Origin of the sequence: Comamonas sp. 7D-2, assembly GCF_022749555.1 — a bacterium.
Classification (GTDB): Bacteria; Pseudomonadota; Gammaproteobacteria; order Burkholderiales; family Burkholderiaceae_C; genus Comamonas; species Comamonas thiooxydans.
This window is the reverse complement of sequence record NZ_CP094238.1, coordinates 5245493-5262954: the sequence shown is the minus strand read 5'-3', so window position 1 is coordinate 5262954 and position 17462 is coordinate 5245493. Positions and strand designations below refer to the sequence as shown.

At 61.6% G+C, this 17462-nt stretch carries 16 protein-coding genes; 10 read left to right on the top strand and 6 right to left on the bottom strand.

The genetic code is table 11. The annotated features are described in order from the left end of the window. Positions 1 to 25: 25 nt before the first annotated feature. From dapB to MPZ60_RS24230, 4 genes are all read left to right on the top strand, one after another. Positions 26 to 859 carry a 4-hydroxy-tetrahydrodipicolinate reductase gene (gene dapB / locus MPZ60_RS24245; protein WP_012840263.1) on the top strand — a complete coding sequence of 278 codons (834 nt, stop codon included), beginning with the start codon at positions 26 to 28 and terminating at the stop codon, positions 857 to 859. Positions 860 to 919: 60 nt separating this feature from the next. After that, the gene (locus MPZ60_RS24240) at positions 920 to 1579 is read left to right on the top strand and encodes a MotA/TolQ/ExbB proton channel family protein (RefSeq protein WP_034350885.1); all 660 of its coding nucleotides are present in this window, start codon (positions 920 to 922) and stop codon (positions 1577 to 1579) included. A gap of 11 nt (positions 1580 to 1590) precedes the next feature. Beyond that, positions 1591 to 2034, top strand: a complete 444-nt coding sequence (locus MPZ60_RS24235) for a biopolymer transporter ExbD (RefSeq protein WP_034350882.1) — start codon at positions 1591 to 1593, stop codon at positions 2032 to 2034. A gap of 279 nt (positions 2035 to 2313) precedes the next feature. Continuing rightward, entirely contained in the window at positions 2314 to 2691 is a 378-nt protein-coding gene (locus tag MPZ60_RS24230; protein ID WP_003060358.1) for an HPF/RaiA family ribosome-associated protein, read from the top strand. A 124-nt stretch (positions 2692 to 2815) separates the two neighbouring features. Here the strand turns inward: MPZ60_RS24230 and MPZ60_RS24225 are convergent, their stop codons facing one another. Together MPZ60_RS24225 and MPZ60_RS24220 are read right to left on the bottom strand one after the other, a co-directional pair. Then, positions 2816 to 4216, bottom strand: a complete 1401-nt coding sequence (locus tag MPZ60_RS24225) for an aspartate ammonia-lyase (RefSeq protein ID WP_034350879.1) — start codon at positions 4214 to 4216, stop codon at positions 2816 to 2818. A 286-nt stretch (positions 4217 to 4502) separates the two neighbouring features. Beyond that, a complete protein-coding gene (locus MPZ60_RS24220; protein ID WP_034350874.1) occupies positions 4503 to 5435 on the bottom strand; it encodes a pirin family protein in 933 nt (310 codons plus the stop codon). Between the two features lie 233 nt (positions 5436 to 5668). Here MPZ60_RS24220 and MPZ60_RS24215 point away from each other — a divergent pair, with 233 nt between their 5' ends. Next, positions 5669 to 5950: a hypothetical protein gene (locus tag MPZ60_RS24215; RefSeq protein WP_003072434.1), complete on the top strand. Its 282-nt coding sequence runs from the start codon at positions 5669 to 5671 to the stop codon at positions 5948 to 5950. 136 nt (positions 5951 to 6086) lie between these two features. Here MPZ60_RS24215 and MPZ60_RS24210 read toward each other — a convergent pair whose 3' ends face one another. Further along, entirely contained in the window at positions 6087 to 6503 is a 417-nt protein-coding gene (locus MPZ60_RS24210) for an OsmC family protein (RefSeq protein ID WP_012840258.1), read from the bottom strand. Between the two features lie 305 nt (positions 6504 to 6808). Here MPZ60_RS24210 and MPZ60_RS24205 point away from each other — a divergent pair, with 305 nt between their 5' ends. Next, the gene (locus MPZ60_RS24205) at positions 6809 to 8128 is read left to right on the top strand and encodes a hypothetical protein (protein WP_034350871.1); all 1320 of its coding nucleotides are present in this window, start codon (positions 6809 to 6811) and stop codon (positions 8126 to 8128) included. Positions 8129 to 8145: 17 nt separating this feature from the next. On the opposite strand, the gene MPZ60_RS24200 is transcribed toward MPZ60_RS24205, so the two are convergent. The 3 genes from MPZ60_RS24200 to tkt form a co-directional block, all read right to left on the bottom strand. Further along, the gene (locus MPZ60_RS24200) at positions 8146 to 9648 is read right to left on the bottom strand and encodes a rhomboid family intramembrane serine protease (RefSeq protein ID WP_034350867.1); all 1503 of its coding nucleotides are present in this window, start codon (positions 9646 to 9648) and stop codon (positions 8146 to 8148) included. A 209-nt stretch (positions 9649 to 9857) separates the two neighbouring features. After that, positions 9858 to 10856, bottom strand: a complete 999-nt coding sequence (gene gap / locus MPZ60_RS24195; RefSeq protein WP_003060372.1) for a type I glyceraldehyde-3-phosphate dehydrogenase — start codon at positions 10854 to 10856, stop codon at positions 9858 to 9860. A gap of 142 nt (positions 10857 to 10998) precedes the next feature. Next, positions 10999 to 13047, bottom strand: a complete 2049-nt coding sequence (tkt, locus tag MPZ60_RS24190; protein WP_034350865.1) for a transketolase — start codon at positions 13045 to 13047, stop codon at positions 10999 to 11001. A gap of 153 nt (positions 13048 to 13200) precedes the next feature. Here tkt and MPZ60_RS24185 point away from each other — a divergent pair, with 153 nt between their 5' ends. From MPZ60_RS24185 to MPZ60_RS24170, 4 genes are all read left to right on the top strand, one after another. Beyond that, positions 13201 to 13968 carry a nucleotidyltransferase family protein gene (locus MPZ60_RS24185; protein WP_052052938.1) on the top strand — a complete coding sequence of 256 codons (768 nt, stop codon included), beginning with the start codon at positions 13201 to 13203 and terminating at the stop codon, positions 13966 to 13968. A gap of 3 nt (positions 13969 to 13971) precedes the next feature. Continuing rightward, positions 13972 to 15000 (top strand): hypothetical protein, encoded by a 1029-nt coding sequence (locus tag MPZ60_RS24180; RefSeq protein ID WP_034350863.1) that lies wholly within the window; start codon positions 13972 to 13974, stop codon positions 14998 to 15000. Between the two features lie 172 nt (positions 15001 to 15172). After that, on the top strand, positions 15173 to 16000 hold the full coding sequence (locus MPZ60_RS24175) for a TSUP family transporter (protein WP_034350862.1): 828 nt from the start codon (positions 15173 to 15175) through the stop codon (positions 15998 to 16000). A gap of 31 nt (positions 16001 to 16031) precedes the next feature. Further along, on the top strand, positions 16032 to 17441 hold the full coding sequence (locus MPZ60_RS24170; RefSeq protein ID WP_034350856.1) for an aminopeptidase P N-terminal domain-containing protein: 1410 nt from the start codon (positions 16032 to 16034) through the stop codon (positions 17439 to 17441). The last annotated feature ends 21 nt before the right edge of the window (positions 17442 to 17462 follow it).

Below are 17462 nucleotides of genomic sequence, written 5' to 3'. Positions count from 1 at the left end.
TTTCATTTGATCGAGTGATAGCGCCATGACCGCATCCACCACCCATTCCTCCACCCCTCAGCGCGTTGCTGTGGCGGGTGCCTCCGGCCGCATGGGCCATATGCTGATCGAAGCGATTCTGAACAGCAGCGACTGCGTGCTGGCTGCGGCACTGGACCGCGCCGACAGCCCTGCCATCGGCACCGATCCTTCTGCATTCCTGGGTAAGCCCAGCGGGCTGAAGATCGAAAGCGATGTGCGCGCAGCCCTGTCGAAGGCCGACTGCCTGATCGACTTCACGCGCCCCGAAGGCACGATGGAGCACCTGGCCGTGGCGGCCGATCTGGGCGTGGGCGTGGTCATCGGCACCACAGGCTTCTCGGATGAGCAAAAGACGCAGATCGCCGAGTTTGCCCAAAAAACTTCCATCGTTTTCGCCCCCAATATGAGCGTGGGCGTGAACGTGACCTTCAAGCTGCTGGAGATGGCGGCCAAGGCCCTGCAGCAAGGCGGCTACGACATCGAGATCGTCGAAGCCCACCACAAGCACAAGGTCGACGCACCCTCGGGCACGGCCCTGAAAATGGGCGAGGTAATTGCCGAAGCCCAGGGTACCAAGCTGGCCGACCGCGCCGTGTATGAGCGCTTCGGCCACACCGGCGAGCGCAAGGCCGACACCATTGGCTTTGCCACCGTGCGCGGCGGCGATATTGTGGGTGATCACACCGTGCTGTTTGCCGGTACCGGCGAGCGCATCGAGATCGCGCACAAATCCAGCAGCCGTGCCGGCTATGCCAACGGCAGCCTGCGCGCCGTGGCCTATCTGGCCGACAAAAAGACCGGCCAGTACGATATGTACGATGTGCTGAATCTGCGCTGACCGCGTAATTTGCAAAGGGGCCGTGACGGCCCCTTGCTATTTCTGGGAGCGAGGTGAGCGATGTCTGCAGGAATGTGGCAATGGCTGGCAGAGGGCGATGCGGTCACATGGGCGACGGCGGCCTTGATGCTGCTGATGTCCGTGCTCAGCTGGGTGGTCATCCTCTACAAGCTCTGGTTTATGGCTGTTGCGCGCCGCAGCGTGCCGCAGGCCGTGGCCGCGTTCTGGCAAATGCCCGATCTGGTCCAGGCTAGGGCGCAGGTCAAGGCGCTGGATAGGCAGGGGCTGGTGCAGGCCATGGCCGATGCCGTGGCGCAGGGCGGAATGGCTGCGCAAGGCTCTCTGGCACAAAGCGCGGCGCAGGGGCAGCGGCTGTTGCGCAGCCTGCGTGAGGCTCTGGGTCAGGCATCGACCCAGTTGCAATGGGGTCAGACCTTGCTCGCCACCATTGGTGCAACGGCACCGTTTGTGGGCCTGTTGGGTACGGTCTGGGGCATTCACCATGCACTGGGAACGCTGGCGGGCAGCGGTCAGGTCGATATCGCTCAGCTTGCCGGGCCTGTGGGTGAAGCTCTGGTCATGACGGCCGCCGGTCTGGCTGTCGCTTTGCCGGCCGTGCTGGCCTATAACCTGCTCGGGCGTTCGGCCAGCCAGCTGGAGGCTGTGCTGGAGGGGTTTGCCCATGATCTGCATGCCCAGTTCGGAGTGGATGCTTCATAAAGGATGGCGTCATGGCATTCGGTCGCATGAGCCGCCGTCAGGGGGCGGAAACTCCGATCAACACCATCAATGTCACGCCGCTGGTGGATGTGATGCTGGTGCTGGTGGTGATCTTCATTCTGGCTGCTCCCATGCTGGCTGCCACTTTGCGCGTGCAACTGCCCAAGGCGCAAACAGCAGTGCAGCAGACTGCCGTGAGCAAGAGCGATGCCTTGATGGTGGAGGTCAGCCCCGCCGGCGAAATCTGGATTCAGGGAGTCGTGGCGGACGATGCGGCAGTGCAGCAGCAACTGGAAGAGCTGGGGCGGCGCAATCCTCAGGCCGAGGTGCAGTTGCGTGCCGACACCAGCGTTCCCTATGGTCGCGTGGTGCAGGTCATGGGCTGGGCCCACGCAGCAGGCCTGACGCGCATCGGCTTTGTCGCGGAGCCTGAATCGAAGGCTGGCATTAACTGACGGCCCGAGGCGTAAAAACGCTTACTTTTTGCAAATTACCGGTCGGCACTTTTTGCTTTGGCTCAAGGGCAAAGCTCATAGAACCTACCCTTGTTGCTATCTCTTTCAAATCCGGGAGAAGCTGCCTCCACAATGGTCAAAGCCCCTGTCCTTTGCTGGCGTAACAAGCCCCGATGGGCAGAACAAGGTTCTGGCGTTACGATGTTTTCGCCTGCCTTTATGGCACCCCTACAGATTTCGCCGCAGCGGTTGCGGCATTTGGTGACTAGGAGGATTTGCATGCAAGTACAGGTTCATGCCGACGATTCCATCCAGGGTGGAGAGTCTCTGGCTCAATGGGCGCAGGAGGAGATCAATGCCAAGCTGGCCCGCCTGAAGGAGTATGTGGTGCGTGTGGAGGTCTTCCTCACGGGCGTTGATGCCCTCAAGACCACGGGCGGCCCAGGCAAACGCTGTGTGCTCGAAACCCGGGCCACAGGTCGCCCCCCCATCGCAGTGAATGCGGAAGCCGAAAAGGTCAAGGAGGCCTTCAGCGCGGCGATTGAAAAGCTCAAACGCGCGGTGGAGACCGATCTTGGCAAGCTCAAGGACAAAAATCTTCGTGAAAGCGTGCGCGGCGTGGATGACCCCAGTGACGAGAATGCCGCAGTGGCTTGAATATGAAGCGTTTTTGGCTTCCTGACCTTTGAATATAGGCACAGCAAGCTATTAAAAGCATATCAACCAAAAAGGGCATGTTCATGGCGAACATGCCCTTTTGCATTGTCGATAAAGAGTGCGCTTATGCAGCGGTCAATGCGCCGGCCTGGGTCAGCTTGTCGGCGACCAGCAGCTTGTTCATTTCGGTCCGGCTCATGATGCCCAGTTCTTCCGCCACCACGGCAATCTGCTTGCCGTTGGCAATGGCGGTCTTGGCAATTTTGGCGGCCTTTTCGTAGCCGATCAGAGGGTTCAGCGCCGTCACCAGCGTCACCGACTCGGCAATCCGGGAATCCAGCAGCGCTTCATTGGCCACAATGCCTTCCACGCAGTTGACTTGCAGCGTCTTGCAGGCGCTGCTCAGGTGGCTCAGGCTTTTATGCAGAGCCCAGGCCATCAGCGGCTCGAAGGCGTTGAGCTGCAACTGGCCGGCTTCCACGGCCATGGTGATGGCGGCATCGTTGCCTATCACTTCAAAGCAGACCTGGTTCATTACCTCGGGAATCACGGGATTCACCTTGCCGGGCATGATGGATGAGCCGGCCTGGCGCGCCGGCAGCTTGATGTCTGCCACTCCTGCTTGAGGGCCCGAGGAGAGCAGGCGCAGGTCATTGCTGATCTTGGATAGCTTGACTGCAACACGCTTCAAGATGCCGGAAATGTCGGCAAAGGCGCCGGTATCTCCCGTGGCGGCGATCAGATCTCCGGCTTTGACGACGGGGACGCCAGAGATTTCTGCCAAGGCCTTGGTCACGGCGCCGGCGTAGCCTACGGGAGCGTTGATGCCGGTACCGATGGCCGTGCCACCCATATTCACCTCGGTCATCAGATAGGCGGATTCGCGCAGACGCTTTTCATCGTCGGCGATCATGGCTGCAAAAGCGGAAAACTCCTGGCCCAAAGTCATGGGCACGGCATCTTGTAATTGTGTGCGGCCGATTTTCAGGATATGGGCGAATTCGCCGGCCTTTGCTTCGAAAGCAGAGCGCAACTCGGCCAGGGCGATCAGCAGCTTCTGGATGCCAGCGTAGGTGGCAAGCTTGACGGCGGTGGGGTAGGAGTCATTGGTGGACTGCGAAGCATTGACATGATCATTGGGGTGGATCACGTCGTAAGTGCCTTTGGGCAATCCCAGGTGCTCGAGTGCACGGTTGGCGATCACCTCATTGGCGTTCATATTCGTGGAGGTGCCGGCGCCGCCCTGGATCACATCGACCACAAACTGCTCGTGCAGCTGGCCGGAAATCAGATCATCGCAGGCTTGGGAGATGGCGGTGGCTTGTTTGAGATTGATGGCGCCAAACTGCAGATTGGCCTGGGCCGCGGCCTTTTTGACAAAGGCAAACGCGCGGATCAGCTCGGGCATGTGCGCGACCGAGTGACCGGTGATGGGGAAGTTTTCCACTGCGCGTGCGGAATGAACGCCCCAGTACGCGTCGGGAGGGATGGTTTTGATGCCAATGAAGTCATGTTCTTGACGCATTGATCGGCTTTCTTTGCAAAGTTGAGTTGGGCAGGACGTGGCAACGCCCCGGACGAAAAGCGGCGGTCGCATTCTCGTGGCCAGGGCGTTGGCTCGATTATGAAAGCTTGGCGTGCATGAGTCCAAACGTTTCATGCATAACGTCCGGATTACCTTCTCTTGAATAGAGTGCGTTGCCTCTAAAAGCTTTCAAAATCCATCAAAACTTGCAAAGATGCTTTTATTTTTCTTTTTGAAAAATTCAATTCGCACCAATTTGGTGCGAATTGAATAAGCGCCGGCAGGATTATCTGGAGGCGCGCAGGCTGACACCAGCCAGCGAGGGAGAGTGCAGCGACTTCAGAGGCGAAGCCACTGGCTTGCCAAAACGGCGTGGCTGGCCGTTGACGAGTTCCGCATCGGTGGCCGCCTCGGCCTCCCATTGCTGCCGGGCTTGTTGCATCTCTTCGGTGGTGCGGGCCACAAAGTTCCACCACAGCAAGATGGCTTCATCCATGGGTTCGCCCCCGATGATGATGAGGCGGCTGCCGGGCGTACATTCCAGCTGCACTTCCTGCGTGCCCACGGGCAGGTAGATCAGCTCCTGCGAGGGCAACACCTGGCCTTCAACCTTCACCTCGCCTGACAGGCTCATCACCGCATGCTCGAAGTCGGCACGCAGCGGCATGGTGGCGCACGCTTGGCCAGCCGTGCCGCAGGCCAGAAGGTCCACGCCCATCAGCGGGGAGTGGACTTCTGCGGGGGCCGCCAGACCGAGGGCTTCACCGGCCAGCACGGTCACGGCAAAGTCGCTGATCTCGGTCCTGGGCAGGTCGGGGTAATGCTGGAAGCGGGGCGCGATATGGCGATGGCTGTCGGGCAGGGCAATCCACAACTGGGCTGCATGCACGCCCAGTGTCTGGGCTTCTTCGGAGTGGGCAATGCCGTGGCCGGCCGTCATCAGATTGACCTGGCCGGGGCGGATGATCTGCTCGCTGCCCAGGCTGTCGCGGTGCAGTACCTCTCCCTCGATCATCCAGGTGAAAGTCTGCAGGCCGATGTGAGGATGGGGCCCGACCTGCATGCCGGGTGGAGGGGGGACGGCCGGGCCGGCGTGGTCGAGGAAGCACCAGGCCCCTACTTTGCGCAGCGCGGCCTGAGGAATGGCTCGGTGGATGGGGATGCCGCCGACATCGGCTATACGGGTGGGCAGACGTTGTAAGTTCTTTGATTCACTCATGACAAATCCTGACGGCGAGGGGATTCGAGTGTCAGGGATATGCGGTATTCGCGCAATCAGACGGCAGAATGCAGCAACGCCTTGCACGCAGTTACATCACTGTGAGGATTCAGCCAATAGGCTGACACGGGCTCCGCCAGGAGTCGGCTAAGTTAAAGGCGTAGGCCGCTAGCAGTGGCTTTCACGTTGCGCAATTCGTGCGCAGCGACCTAACAACTGCAGGAGGAATAAACATGAACGAACACAGCACTCAAGGCAACCAGATCTCGGCAGTCGAGATCCAGCTGTATCCCGAGCACTTTGCCGCTCGCGTGACAGGCAAGGTGGAGCATCGTGTCGGAGATGGTCCGTCCGAGCAGATTCCCATGGGCATAGAGATGAAGGTCGATACCGCCATCGCAAGCTATGTGCTGTCCTGGGTTGACCCAGAGGACCAGCAACCCGAAACCGCATCTCTGGCCAAACGTGAGTTCGAACACTATGTGGAAGTGGGTGCGCTGGAAGTGACGGTGTAATCAAGTTACACACAACAGCGACCAAAGCCCTGCCGGTGACTGCAGGGCTTTTTTTATCGCCAGGCAGTTCCCAAGATGAAGGCGGCCCTCCCTAAGGAGGCGAGCACCACGCGGTGGGGGCGTGAGGTGCCTTTTTTCATGCCTGTGCGGCTTCGGTCAAGGCGGTGGGGATGGAAACCTTGCCTTCGAGCAGCTTGTGCACGGGGCAGGCATTGGCAATCTGCAGCAGGCGCTGGCGCTGCTCGTCATCGAGCTCGCCATGCAAGGTGATGCTGCGCGTGATCTGGTTGGCGTCCGCGGGCTTGCCTTCGGGGTTGAGCTGCAGATCCACATCGACATGGCTTAGCGGCCACTGCTTGCGACCCGCGTACATATGCAGGGTGATGGCCGTGCAGGCTCCCAGGGCCGAGAGCATGAGCTGCATGGGGTTGGGCGCGGTGTCGGCGCCGCCATCATTCACGGGTTCATCGGCATGCCAGACATGGCCTTGGGCATCGGTCAGAGTGATGCGGTACGGGGTGGGGCTGCTTTGTGCGTGTGCGCTGTGAATCATTCGCTGCTTCTCCATAAAACCTGGGCCACTTTAAGCGCTGCCTGCAATTCTTGCAGTCATATCCGTTATCGGTTCGATGCGGTTTGGCCAGCCAGCACGGCTGCAAAAGCGTTTGCGGGGTTTCTGGCAAGCGAAAAAAAGCAATATGCCGGCTGTTTATCGGTATTTGGATTCAGGGCGAATTTCTACCGCAGAATTCCGCAATGACCCGATTTCAAAGAAAAATCGGGCAATACCAGAGCGGATTAGGTCACTGCAAGCGGGCTTGCAGATGATTCATCAAACCGAGAGTGGGAGAGCAGACATTGAATTCGATACGTGGTGTTCACCAAAAAGGTGATTCTTCCGAGTGGAAAATCCCTCCGTTCTGGCAAAAGCTCAATAGCTTTTTTCTGTTTCCTCTGCAGACCGAGCCTTTGCTCTATGCCTTGCTGTTGTCGGCATGCAGTTATGGCTTGATGTTCGGGTGGATTGGAGTCTTGTTTGTGGGTCTGGGCTTGATGCTGGCAGTCAGCCGTTATGCATTCAAGGTTTCGGCACTCGCATCTCGTGGAATTACTCATAGCTCCGATTTCCGGTCCAGTCAGGTCGATGAAGACTGGAAATGGCTGCCCTGGAAATTCTTCGGGGTACTCGTCGTTTTCGGGATATTTGTGGGCTTTATGGCGACCCGCAGCCTGACCTTGGGCGTGGTTGCCAATCTGTTGGTGGCCTTCCTGATTCCTGCTACCTGGATGGTGCTGATCAATACCAATAGCCTGAGCTCGGCCGTTAATCCCTTCGAGCTGCTGGCGACGATTTTCGGTATCGGCAAGTCCTATCTGCTGCTGTGCTTTTTTCTGTTTCTGCTGCAGCAGGGCTCGCCCATGGTTCTGGCGATGCTGCTCAAGGTTGCGGCGCCTGGATTGGTGCTGCCCCTGGTGAGCTTTGTGATGATTTATTTCAGCTGGGTGATGGCGGCCATGATCGGCTATGTCATGTACCAGCATCATGCGGCTCTGGATATCGATCCCGTGCAGGCACCCGAGGGGCCTGCGACCGTGCAGATCGACCCTGCGGCCCTGGAGGCCAGGCATCGCGATGCGCTGGTGGCCAGACTGGTGCAGGACAACAAGATGGACGAGGCTGTTAACCAGGCGCGCGAATGGCAGCGGCAGGACTATGAGAGCCTGCCCGATTGCCGCCGTTACTTCCGGGTGCTCAAGCTGACCGAACGCGCGGATGCCCTGGCGGAGCTGGGCCAGCGTTTCATTCCCATGTTGCTCGCCCAGCAGCGCGCCAGCGAGGCCCTGGAAGCCTGGGTGAGCTGCGTCAAGCGCAAGCCGGACTTCAAGCCCGACTCGGCCCAGCTCAGTTACGAGCTGGCACAGCAGGCCTGGAAGGCCGGCAAGCCCAGGTATGTGTTGATCCTGGCCAAGGATTTTGAGAAGCGCTTTGCCGGCAGCAGTCTGATTCCATTCATGCTGGAGCTGGTGGTGCGCGCCTACAAGCAGGGCGTGGAGCAGCCCATGCAGGGGGTGGCCGTTTACATGCGCATGAAGCAGTTCTTTCCCGAGCACGAGAGCACCAAGGAGGCGCAGTGGGTGCTGCGTGATGAGCTGCAGGAGCTGGAAGCCAAGACCTGAGCGCGGCAAGGCGTTGGCTAGCGCTGTTGTGCCAGCCAGCGCGTGAGAGCTTCCTCAGGGGCCGATTGCTGCAGCACAGGCAGCCAGGCTTTGGCCTCCTGCACACGTCCGGCCTGGGCCATACCGTTGACCAGCAGCAGCAAGCTTGCCGGCCATTGGGGATGGTCCGCCAGCTTGTGCAGGGAGCGGCAGAGCTTTTCGGCCTCGGGCAGGGCGCCCAGGCGCACGAAGCTGCGCACCAGTCCATGCATGGTGTCGGCGCTCATGCGCATGCCGGGCTGTGCGCGCTGCTGATAGCTGCGATAGCTGGCCAGCTGCAGCTGGCGTTCGGCGTCCGTGGTGGCCGGCAGCTTGAAGATACGTCGCGCCGCAGCATGAAAGTCCTCGCTGGCGGGTTGATGGCGCGAGCTTTCAAACCAGGCCCGCAGAATGGCCGGGTCCGAGGGGGCCAGGCGTGCCGCTTCGCGCCAGGCCGGAGCGGCGCGGCCAAATTCCAGCGCATCGGTATGGCGCTGGGCCCGGGCCACGGCTTCGGCCAGCGGCCGGGCGGCGGCCAGGGCCTGCTCTTCTTCGTTGACTGGCGCCGCGACGGTCTGCAGACGCATATAGCTCCACATCAGCAGGGCACCCGTCAGCAGACCGCCAAAGTGCGCCATATAGGCCACCTGCTTGTCGCCCAGCAGATGCTGCAGCAGCTCCACGCCCATCCAGACCGGCAGCATGATCAGGGCCGGCCAGCGCGCGTAGTTGAAGTAGAACAGCAGCATGTAGAAGAAGCGGATGCGGCGCATGCGGTACATCACCGCATACATGGCCATGAGGGCCGAAATCGCGCCCGATGCCCCCAGGCCGTAACCGCCCATGCCGGCATAGAACATCAGCGCGAACAGCGAGGCGCCGATGCCGCCGATCACGTAAAAGGCCAGATAGGTGAAGGCTCCTAGAGCCAGCTCCAGGGTGAAGCCGAACAGGAACAGAAACACCATATTGCCCAGCAGATGGCTGGTGCTGCCATGCAGAAAGATGGAAGTGAAGGCCTGCAGGGGCTGCCAGCCGGCGCCATTCTCATAGCTCATGGACCATTGCTCGGTAAAGCTGCCGCGCGGCTCGTGGGGCGCGAAGGCGGCACGTGCAGCTTGCCACTGCGCATGGCGCGGGTGGCTGGAGGTAATGACCTGGCCGTCCAGCAGGCGCTGGCGGAATTTCTTCTCCTGCCACAGCAGCGCATAGAGCTGGGCATAGGCCTTGTGCTGATAGAGCTTTCGCACGGTCTGCAGCGTGTGCTGGTCAAAACGCTTGCTGCCCTGGGCGGCTTGTTCCTCCAGATAGCTCAGGAACGGTGGCAGCTCCAGCATCGGCAAGGCGGTCTGGGCATATTGCTGGGCCGCTTTTTCCACGGCATGTTCCTCGGGTGCCTGCCAGCCCCAGAAGATCACGCAGTTGATGATGATGAGCAGCACCGTCATCCAGGGCGGTGAGCGCCAGGAAGGCTTGTTCTCAAGAGGAATCGCAATAAACATGGCGGCCTTGTCCGAGGAAGTGGCAGCGCTTCATACTCTTGGGCGTTGGTGGTGGCTGCGTGTTACAAATGTATCCGAGACATGCTCCGGCCGGCTCCGGTCTTGCTGGACGAAAAAAAGCCAGCATGGCGTCCCATGCTGGCTTTTTGATAGCTTTCAGCGCTTATCTGATAAGCGATTGAGCCTGTTTTGGCATGTAATCGTGAAGATTACTTGGCCACTACGCGCACCATTTCCAGGCACTTGTTGGAATAGCCCCACTCGTTGTCATACCAGGACACGACCTTCACAAAGGTCTTGTCCAGGGCGATACCGGCTTCGGCATCGAACACGGAGGTGCAGGTCTCGCCGCGGAAGTCGGTGGCGACGACCTTGTCTTCGGTGTAACCCAGCACGCCCTTCAGAGCGCCTTGGGACTGGGCCTTCATTTCGGCGCAGATTTCTTCGTAGGTGGCTTCGCTGTTCAGCTCCACGGTCAGGTCAACCACGGACACGTCGGAAGTGGGCACGCGGAAGGACATGCCGGTCAGCTTCTTGTTCAGCTCGGGGATCACCACGCCCACGGCCTTGGCAGCGCCAGTGCTGGAGGGGATGATGTTTTCCAGAATGCCGCGACCGCCGCGCCAGTCCTTGTTGGAAGGGCCGTCCACGGTCTTTTGCGTGGCGGTCGCTGCGTGCACGGTGGTCATCAGGCCGCGCTTGATGCCCCACTTGTCGTTCAGCACCTTGGCCACGGGAGCCAGGCAGTTGGTGGTGCACGAAGCATTGGAGATGATGGCTTCGCCCTTGTAGGTGCCGTGGTTCACGCCGAACACGAACATGGGGGTGTCGTCCTTGGAAGGGGCGGACAGGATGACCTTCTTGGCGCCTGCGTCGATGTGCTTCTGGGCGGTTTCCTTGGTCAGGAACAGGCCGGTGGACTCGATCACGATGTCGGCGCCGACTTCGTTCCACTTCAGGTTCGCGGGATCGCGCTCTTGGGTCAGGCGGATCTTCTTGCCATTGACGACCAGGGTGTTGCCTTCGACAGAAACTTCACCGTCGAAACGACCGTGCACGCTGTCGTACTTCAGCATGTAAGCCAGGTAGTCGGGCTCTAGCAGGTCGTTGATGCCGACGATTTCGATGTCGGAGAAGTTTTGCACTGCGGAGCGCAGCACGTTGCGGCCAATGCGGCCGAAGCCGTTGATACCAACCTTGATCGTCATAGTTGCCTCGTAGATAGTGAGTAATGAAAAACCGGAGCGGATTGTGCCCGGACTCGGCACCCTGGGGCCTGGTCCGGATGGCTGAGGACTGCGGGTGAGCAAACTTCAGCCGGAAAAAAGGGGCACGAGGCCCCTTTTGCGCTTACTTGCCAGCGTTCTGCAGGGCGACCTGCACGGTGTCGGCCACATTCTCGGCGGTGAAGCCGAAGTGCTTGAACAGCACGCCTGCAGGAGCGGACTCACCGTAGGTGTCGATGCCGACCACGGCGGCGCAGCCGTACTTCCACCAGAAGTCGGTCACGCCCATTTCCACGGCGATGCGGGGCAGGCCGGCGGGCAGCACGGCCTTCTTGTACTTCACATCCTGCTTGTCGAAGGTCGTGGTGCTGGGCATGGAGACCACGCGCACGGCGATCTTGCGTTCGGCCAGCTGCTTCTGGGCAGCCAGAGCCAGCTGCACTTCGGAGCCGGTGGCGATGATCACGGCCTGGGCCTTCTTGCCCTTCAGGCCCACATCCTTGGGCTCGGAGAGCACATAGGCGCCGCAGGCGATGTCGTCCAGCGCGTCTTCGCTCTTGGGCGAGTAAGCCAGGTTCTGGCGGCTCAGCAGCATGGCTGTGGGCTTGTTCTTCTGGCTCAGGGCCACAGTCCAGGCCACGGCTGTTTCCGTGGTGTCGGCGGGGCGCCACACGTCCAGACCGGGGATCAGGCGCAGGGAGGCTGCGTGCTCGATGGACTGGTGGGTGGGGCCGTCTTCGCCCAGGCCGATGGAGTCGTGCGTGAAGACGTGGATCACGCGCTGCTTCATCAGAGCCGCCATGCGGATGGCGTTACGGCTGTAGTCGGAGAAGGTCAGGAAGGTGCCGCCGTAGGGGATGAAGCCGCCGTGCAGCGCCACACCGTTCATGATGGCTGCCATGCCGAACTCGCGCACACCGTAGTTGATGTGGCGGCCGATCTGGCCTTCTTCGGTCTTGACCACGGCACCCTTGTCGTCCACGCGGAAAGAGGGGGTGGACTTGGTGTTGGTCAGGTTGGAGCCGGTCAGGTCGGCAGAGCCGCCCAGCAGCTCGGGCAGAGCGGCTGTCAGGCCTTCCAGAGCCAGCTGGCTGGCCTTGCGGCTGGCCACGGTGGCACCGGCGTCATGGGCGTCGGAGGCGATCTTGGCGGCGATTTCACCGAAGTTGGCGGGCAGATCGCCAGCCATGCGGCGTGTGAACTCGGCGGCTTGCTCGGGGAAGGCAGCGGTGTAGGCTGCGAACTTTTCGTTCCAGGCCGCTTCGGCCTTGGTGCCCAGATCCTTGGCGTTCCAGTCGGTGTAGACCTCGGCAGGGATCTCGAAGGGGCCATGAGTCCAGCCCAGAGCCGCGCGGGTCAGTGCGATTTCTTCGGCGCCCAGAGGTTCGCCGTGGGCCTTGGCTGTGTCCTGACGGTTGGGCGAGCCCTTGCCGATATGGGTCTTGCAGCAGATCAGCGTGGGCTTGTCGGCGCTCTTCTTGGCGGCGGCGATGGCCTTGTCCAGGGCGTCCACGTTGTGGCCGTCCACGGCGCGGATCACGTTCCAGCCGTAGGCTTCGAAACGTTCGGGCGTGTTGTCGATGAACCAGGGGGCAACCTTGCCGTCGATGGAGATGCCGTTGTCGTCGTACAGGGCGATCAGCTTGTTCAGCTTCCAGGCGCCGGCCAGGGCAGCGGCTTCATGCGAGATGCCTTCCATCAGGCAGCCATCGCCCAGGAACACGTAAGTGTGGTGGTCGACGATCTCGTGCTTGTCCTTGTTGAACTCGGCAGCCAGCAGCTTTTCAGCCAGTGCGAAGCCCACGGCATTGGTGATGCCCTGGCCCAGAGGGCCGGTGGTGGTTTCCACGCCGACAGTGATGCCCACTTCGGGGTGGCCGGCAGTCTTGCTGTGCAGCTGACGGAAGTTCTTCAGCTCTTCGATGGGCAGGTCGTAGCCGCTCAGGTGCAGCAGCGCATAGATCAGCATGGAGCCGTGACCGTTCGACAGAATGAAGCGGTCGCGATTGGCCCAGTGAGGGTTCACGGGGTTGTGCTGGAGGTGGCGGCTCCACAGCGCTACGGCCATGTCGGCCATGCCCATGGGGGCACCGGGGTGGCCGGAATTGGCTTGTTGAACGGCATCCATTGCGAGTGCACGGATTGCATTCGCCATATTTTGAGTGTTGGCCATCAGGGCGCTCCGAAAAGGAGGGGTAATTCTGCTAAGCCCATCATTTTAATGGAGGCCCAATTTTCGCAGGCGGGATGCGGGTCAATGCTCTACAGTGCAACCCCAGAAACAGGTGTCTGCTACACCTCAACCCGTGTTGAAAAGCTGATTGCAATGACTGTAGAAAACGCTGCCCCCCTCCTGGTGCAACCCCCTGCAATGCTGCTGGCCGCAGGCCGGGGCGAGCGCATGCGGCCTCTGACCGATATCACGCCCAAGCCGTTGCTCAAGGTGCAGGGCGTGCCGCTGCTGCAGCTGCACCTGCAGGCGCTGCAGGCTGCGGGCGTGTCGCGAGCCGTCATCAATACCGGCTGGCTGGGGGCGCAGATTCCCGCGTATTTCGGCGATGAATTCGTGCCGCAACCCGATGGGCGCGCGAGCGCGAAGCTAGCGCTTTCCTATTCGGAGGAACCCGAGAAAGCCTTTGAGACCGCTGGCGGCATCAGCCGCGCCCTGCCTCAGCTGGGCCGGGTTTTCTGGCTGGCCGCGGGCGATGTCTATGCGCCGGATTTCTGCTTTGCGGTGCAGGATGCCCAGGCGTTTGCGCACAGCGATGAACTGGCCCATCTGTGGCTGGTGCCCAATCCTGCACACAATCCGCGTGGCGACTTCGGTCTGAGCGAGGACGGCAAGGCGCTGGATCTGCCTGCCGACGACGAACGCCCGCGCTATACCTACAGCACGATTGCGCTCTTGAAAGCCGAGCTGTTTGCAGCACCGTGGTTCGATGTGCAGCCCGGAAACCCTGAAGGCCTGCGCGCCCCGCTGGCCCCGCTGCTGCGCCGCGCCATGCAGGACGGCCGCGTGGGGGCCTCGCTCTACACCGGTCGCTGGGTCGATGTGGGCACGCCCGAGCGACTGGCCGAGCTGAATCAGGGCTGAGACATGAGCGCACGCAGCATCGACTGGCAAGGCCCGCACATCGTCCACGCCTGCACTGCGCAGGCTGGCTGGGGCCAGTTGCTGCTGCTGACCGGGGACGGCGGCTTGCATGCGTTGAAGCTGCCAAGCGGCCGGAGCCAGCAACTGGCGCAGCTGGATTTGCCAGAGCCGACACCGCCTACGCCGCACTGGCAGCATGGCTTCAAGGTGCATTGCGCAATCAGTGGCGACTATGCGGTGATTGCAGATGATGGAGGCACATTTGGCGTGCTGGTGAATTTGTGTACGGGCGAGCGCGTCGTGCAGCTTTTTGGGGGCGACTACCACCCCAGGACCGTGCCTTTTTCCATCGCATTTGTCCAGCACCAGGGCCGCGATGTGCTGATTCATCGCACGCAGTGGAACCGGCTTGATGCCATGGATTGCGCGACGGGCGAGAACCTGACCGAGCGCGACGGGATGGCGTTCGAGCAGCCGCACTATCTGGATTATTTTCATGGCCGTCTTCTGCCCAGCCCTTCGCAGCAATGGCTGCTGGACGACGGCTGGGTTTGGGCGCCCGTGGGCATTCCCGCCGTGTGGTCGCTGCCGGCCTGGCTGGATGGCAATCGCTGGGAGTCCGAGGACGGCCCCTCGCGCAAGCGGCTGGCGCAGGGCGAGGGCTGGGACCAGCCCTGCGTGTGGCTGGATGACTCGCGCGTCGCGATCTGGAACGTCGGCAACTGGGATGACGACGGCTTTGGCGACTGTCTGCATGCGCCGGGCGTGGTGATCTTCGATATCCATGCGCCTGTGCCCGAGGAAGGCCATGCCGGCCAGCTCTGGCCCATGCCTGGCCTGCCGCGCGCCCGATATCTGCACTGCGTGAACGGTCGCTTGCTGGTGGTGGGCGAAGGGCAGAGCTGGCTCTGGGATATGCCAACCCGCGAGCTGCTTTGCCACTGGCCGGATTTCGCGCCCCAGGGCTGGCATGCGCAGCGTGGCGAGCTGGTCGAGTGGTCGGCGCAGCAGATGAAAATACTTACTCCCTAAACTGCTTTGGAACTTATGCCAGCAATGCGCACGAAGCTATGAGTTGAGGCGCTTCTCTGTGGATTGCACGAATGCTTGTCATGGCAAGCGTCTGCTATGCTTTTTAGTTTTCTGACTGGCGCAACCGGATGCAAATCCACAGTTCCTCTTGTGGCCGTCATCGGGTGAGTGCATGCAAATCGTTTTCTTCATGGCTCTGGTGGGGCTGGCCGCGTTCTGCCAGAACCTCACGGGCTTCGCGTTCGGACTGATCTTTGTCGGCGTGGCAGGGGCCACGGGCCTGATGAATATTGCCGATGCGGCCAATGTGGCCTGTCTGCTGTCCATCATCAACGGCATCAGCTATATGCGCGCCTACCGCTTCGAGCCGGACTGGGTCATGCTCAAGCCCATGCTCATCAGCAGCGTGCTGGGCGTGGTCGGCGGGGTGCTGCTGCTGCACTGGCTCAGCGGCAATACGCTCAACGGCCTGCGCATGCTGCTGGGCCTGGTGATCGTGCTGTGCGCCATGTTGCTGCTGATGCAGAAGAAGGCGCTGGACCAGCCCTCGGGCCCTGTCTCGATGTGGGTGGCCGGCGTGTCGTCGGGGCTGCTCGGTGGCTTGTTTGCCACACCCGGCCCGCCCATGGTCTATCACCTCTACCGTCAGCCGCTGGATCGCATGCTGGTGCGCCACTGCCTGTTTGCCATGTTTGTCTCCTGCTCCTTGCTGCGCGCTGCCATGGTGGCTGTGGAGGGGCAACTGAACTGGGCGGTCATGGGCTGGACGGCACTGGCCTTTCCTGTCGTCACAGGCGTGACCTGGTGGAGTGCCAGACATCCGCCCGCCTGGCCCAAAAGGCTGGTGGAATGGCTGGTCTGCGGCCTGCTGATTCTGTCCGGGGCAAGCCTGCTCTGGTCGGGCTGGCGCGCGAGTCAGCCCGAGGCCCTGGTGCCCGGTGATGCGATGGCGCTGCTGGCCGCCGGGATTCAGACCGGCACAAGGGTAGGAGCGCAATAGCTGACATCCGCAGATGTAAGCTGATGTACAGATGCCCGGCCAGCATTACGATATGCCCATGACTTCTGTATATGCCCAACGCCGCGCACGCTTGGCCGCCCAGTTGGGCGACGGCGGTGTCGCCATCATCCCCACGGCTCCCGAGCTGCATCGCAACCGCGATACCGAGTATCTGTATCGCCACGACAGCTACTTCTACTACCTCACGGGCTTTTCCGAGCCCAATGCCTGCCTGGTGCTGACCAGCGACGGCAAGAGCGTGCTGTTCTGCCAGCCCAAGGATCTGGAGCGCGAGGTCTGGACCGGCTATCGCCTGGGTCCCGAGGCTGCCAAGACCAAGCTGGGCATGGCTCAGGCGTTCTCCAGCGATGAAATCAATTCCCGCCTGCCGCGCCTGCTGGAAAACCGTGAGCGCGTCTGGTTCCCCTTTGCCACCCACAAGGGCCTGGCCGAGCAGGTCGAAGGCTGGCTCAGCCAGGTGCGCGCCCGCTCGCGCTTTGGCGTGCTCTGTCCCACACAGCAGGGCGATGCCTGTGCGCTGCTCGATGAAATGCGTCTGGTCAAGGACGCGCACGAGCAGGACATCATGCGCCGCGCCGCGCAGATCAGTGCCCAGGCCCATGTGCGTGCCATGCAGCGCTCGGCCCGCATGATCCGCAATGGCGAGGAGGTGCGCGAATACCATCTGGACGCCGAGCTGCTGCACGAGTTCCGCCAGCATGGCTCGCAGTACGTGGCCTACGGCTCCATCGTGGCCGCCGGTGCCAATGCCTGTGTGCTGCACTATCAGGCCGACAAGGCGCCGGTGCGCGCGGGCGAGCTGGTGCTGATCGACGCGGGCTGCGAGCTGGATGGTTATGCCAGCGACATCACGCGCACCTTCCCGGCCGACGGCAAGTTCAGCGGGGCGCAGCGTGCGCTGTACGACCTGGTGCTGGCCAGCCAGGAAGCGGCGATTGCCGTCACCAGGGCCGGCAAGCGCTTCAACGACCCGCATGACGCCACCGTGGCCGTGCTGGCCCAGGGCATGCTGGACCTGGGGCTGCTGGACCGTACCAAGTACGGCACGGCCGAGGATGTGATCGAGTCGCGTGCCTACTTCCAGTTCTATATGCACCGCACCGGCCACTGGCTGGGCATGGATGTGCATGACTGCGGCAGCTATGTGGAACCCAGCGAGCTGGGCGTGGTCAGCGAGCGCAAGGACCCGATCTCGGGCGAAACCATTGCCAATCGCCCCAGCCGCATCCTGCGCCCCGGCATGGTCACGACGGTAGAGCCGGGCATCTATGTGCGTCCTGCGCCCGGCGTGCCCGAGCAGTTCCACAACATCGGTATCCGCATCGAGGACGATGCCATCGTCACCGAGACCGGCTGCGAGCTCATCACCCGCGGCGTGCCGGTCAAGGCCGACGAGATCGAAGCGTTGATGCGTGACTGAGAGGCCTGAGCCAGGGTTCAT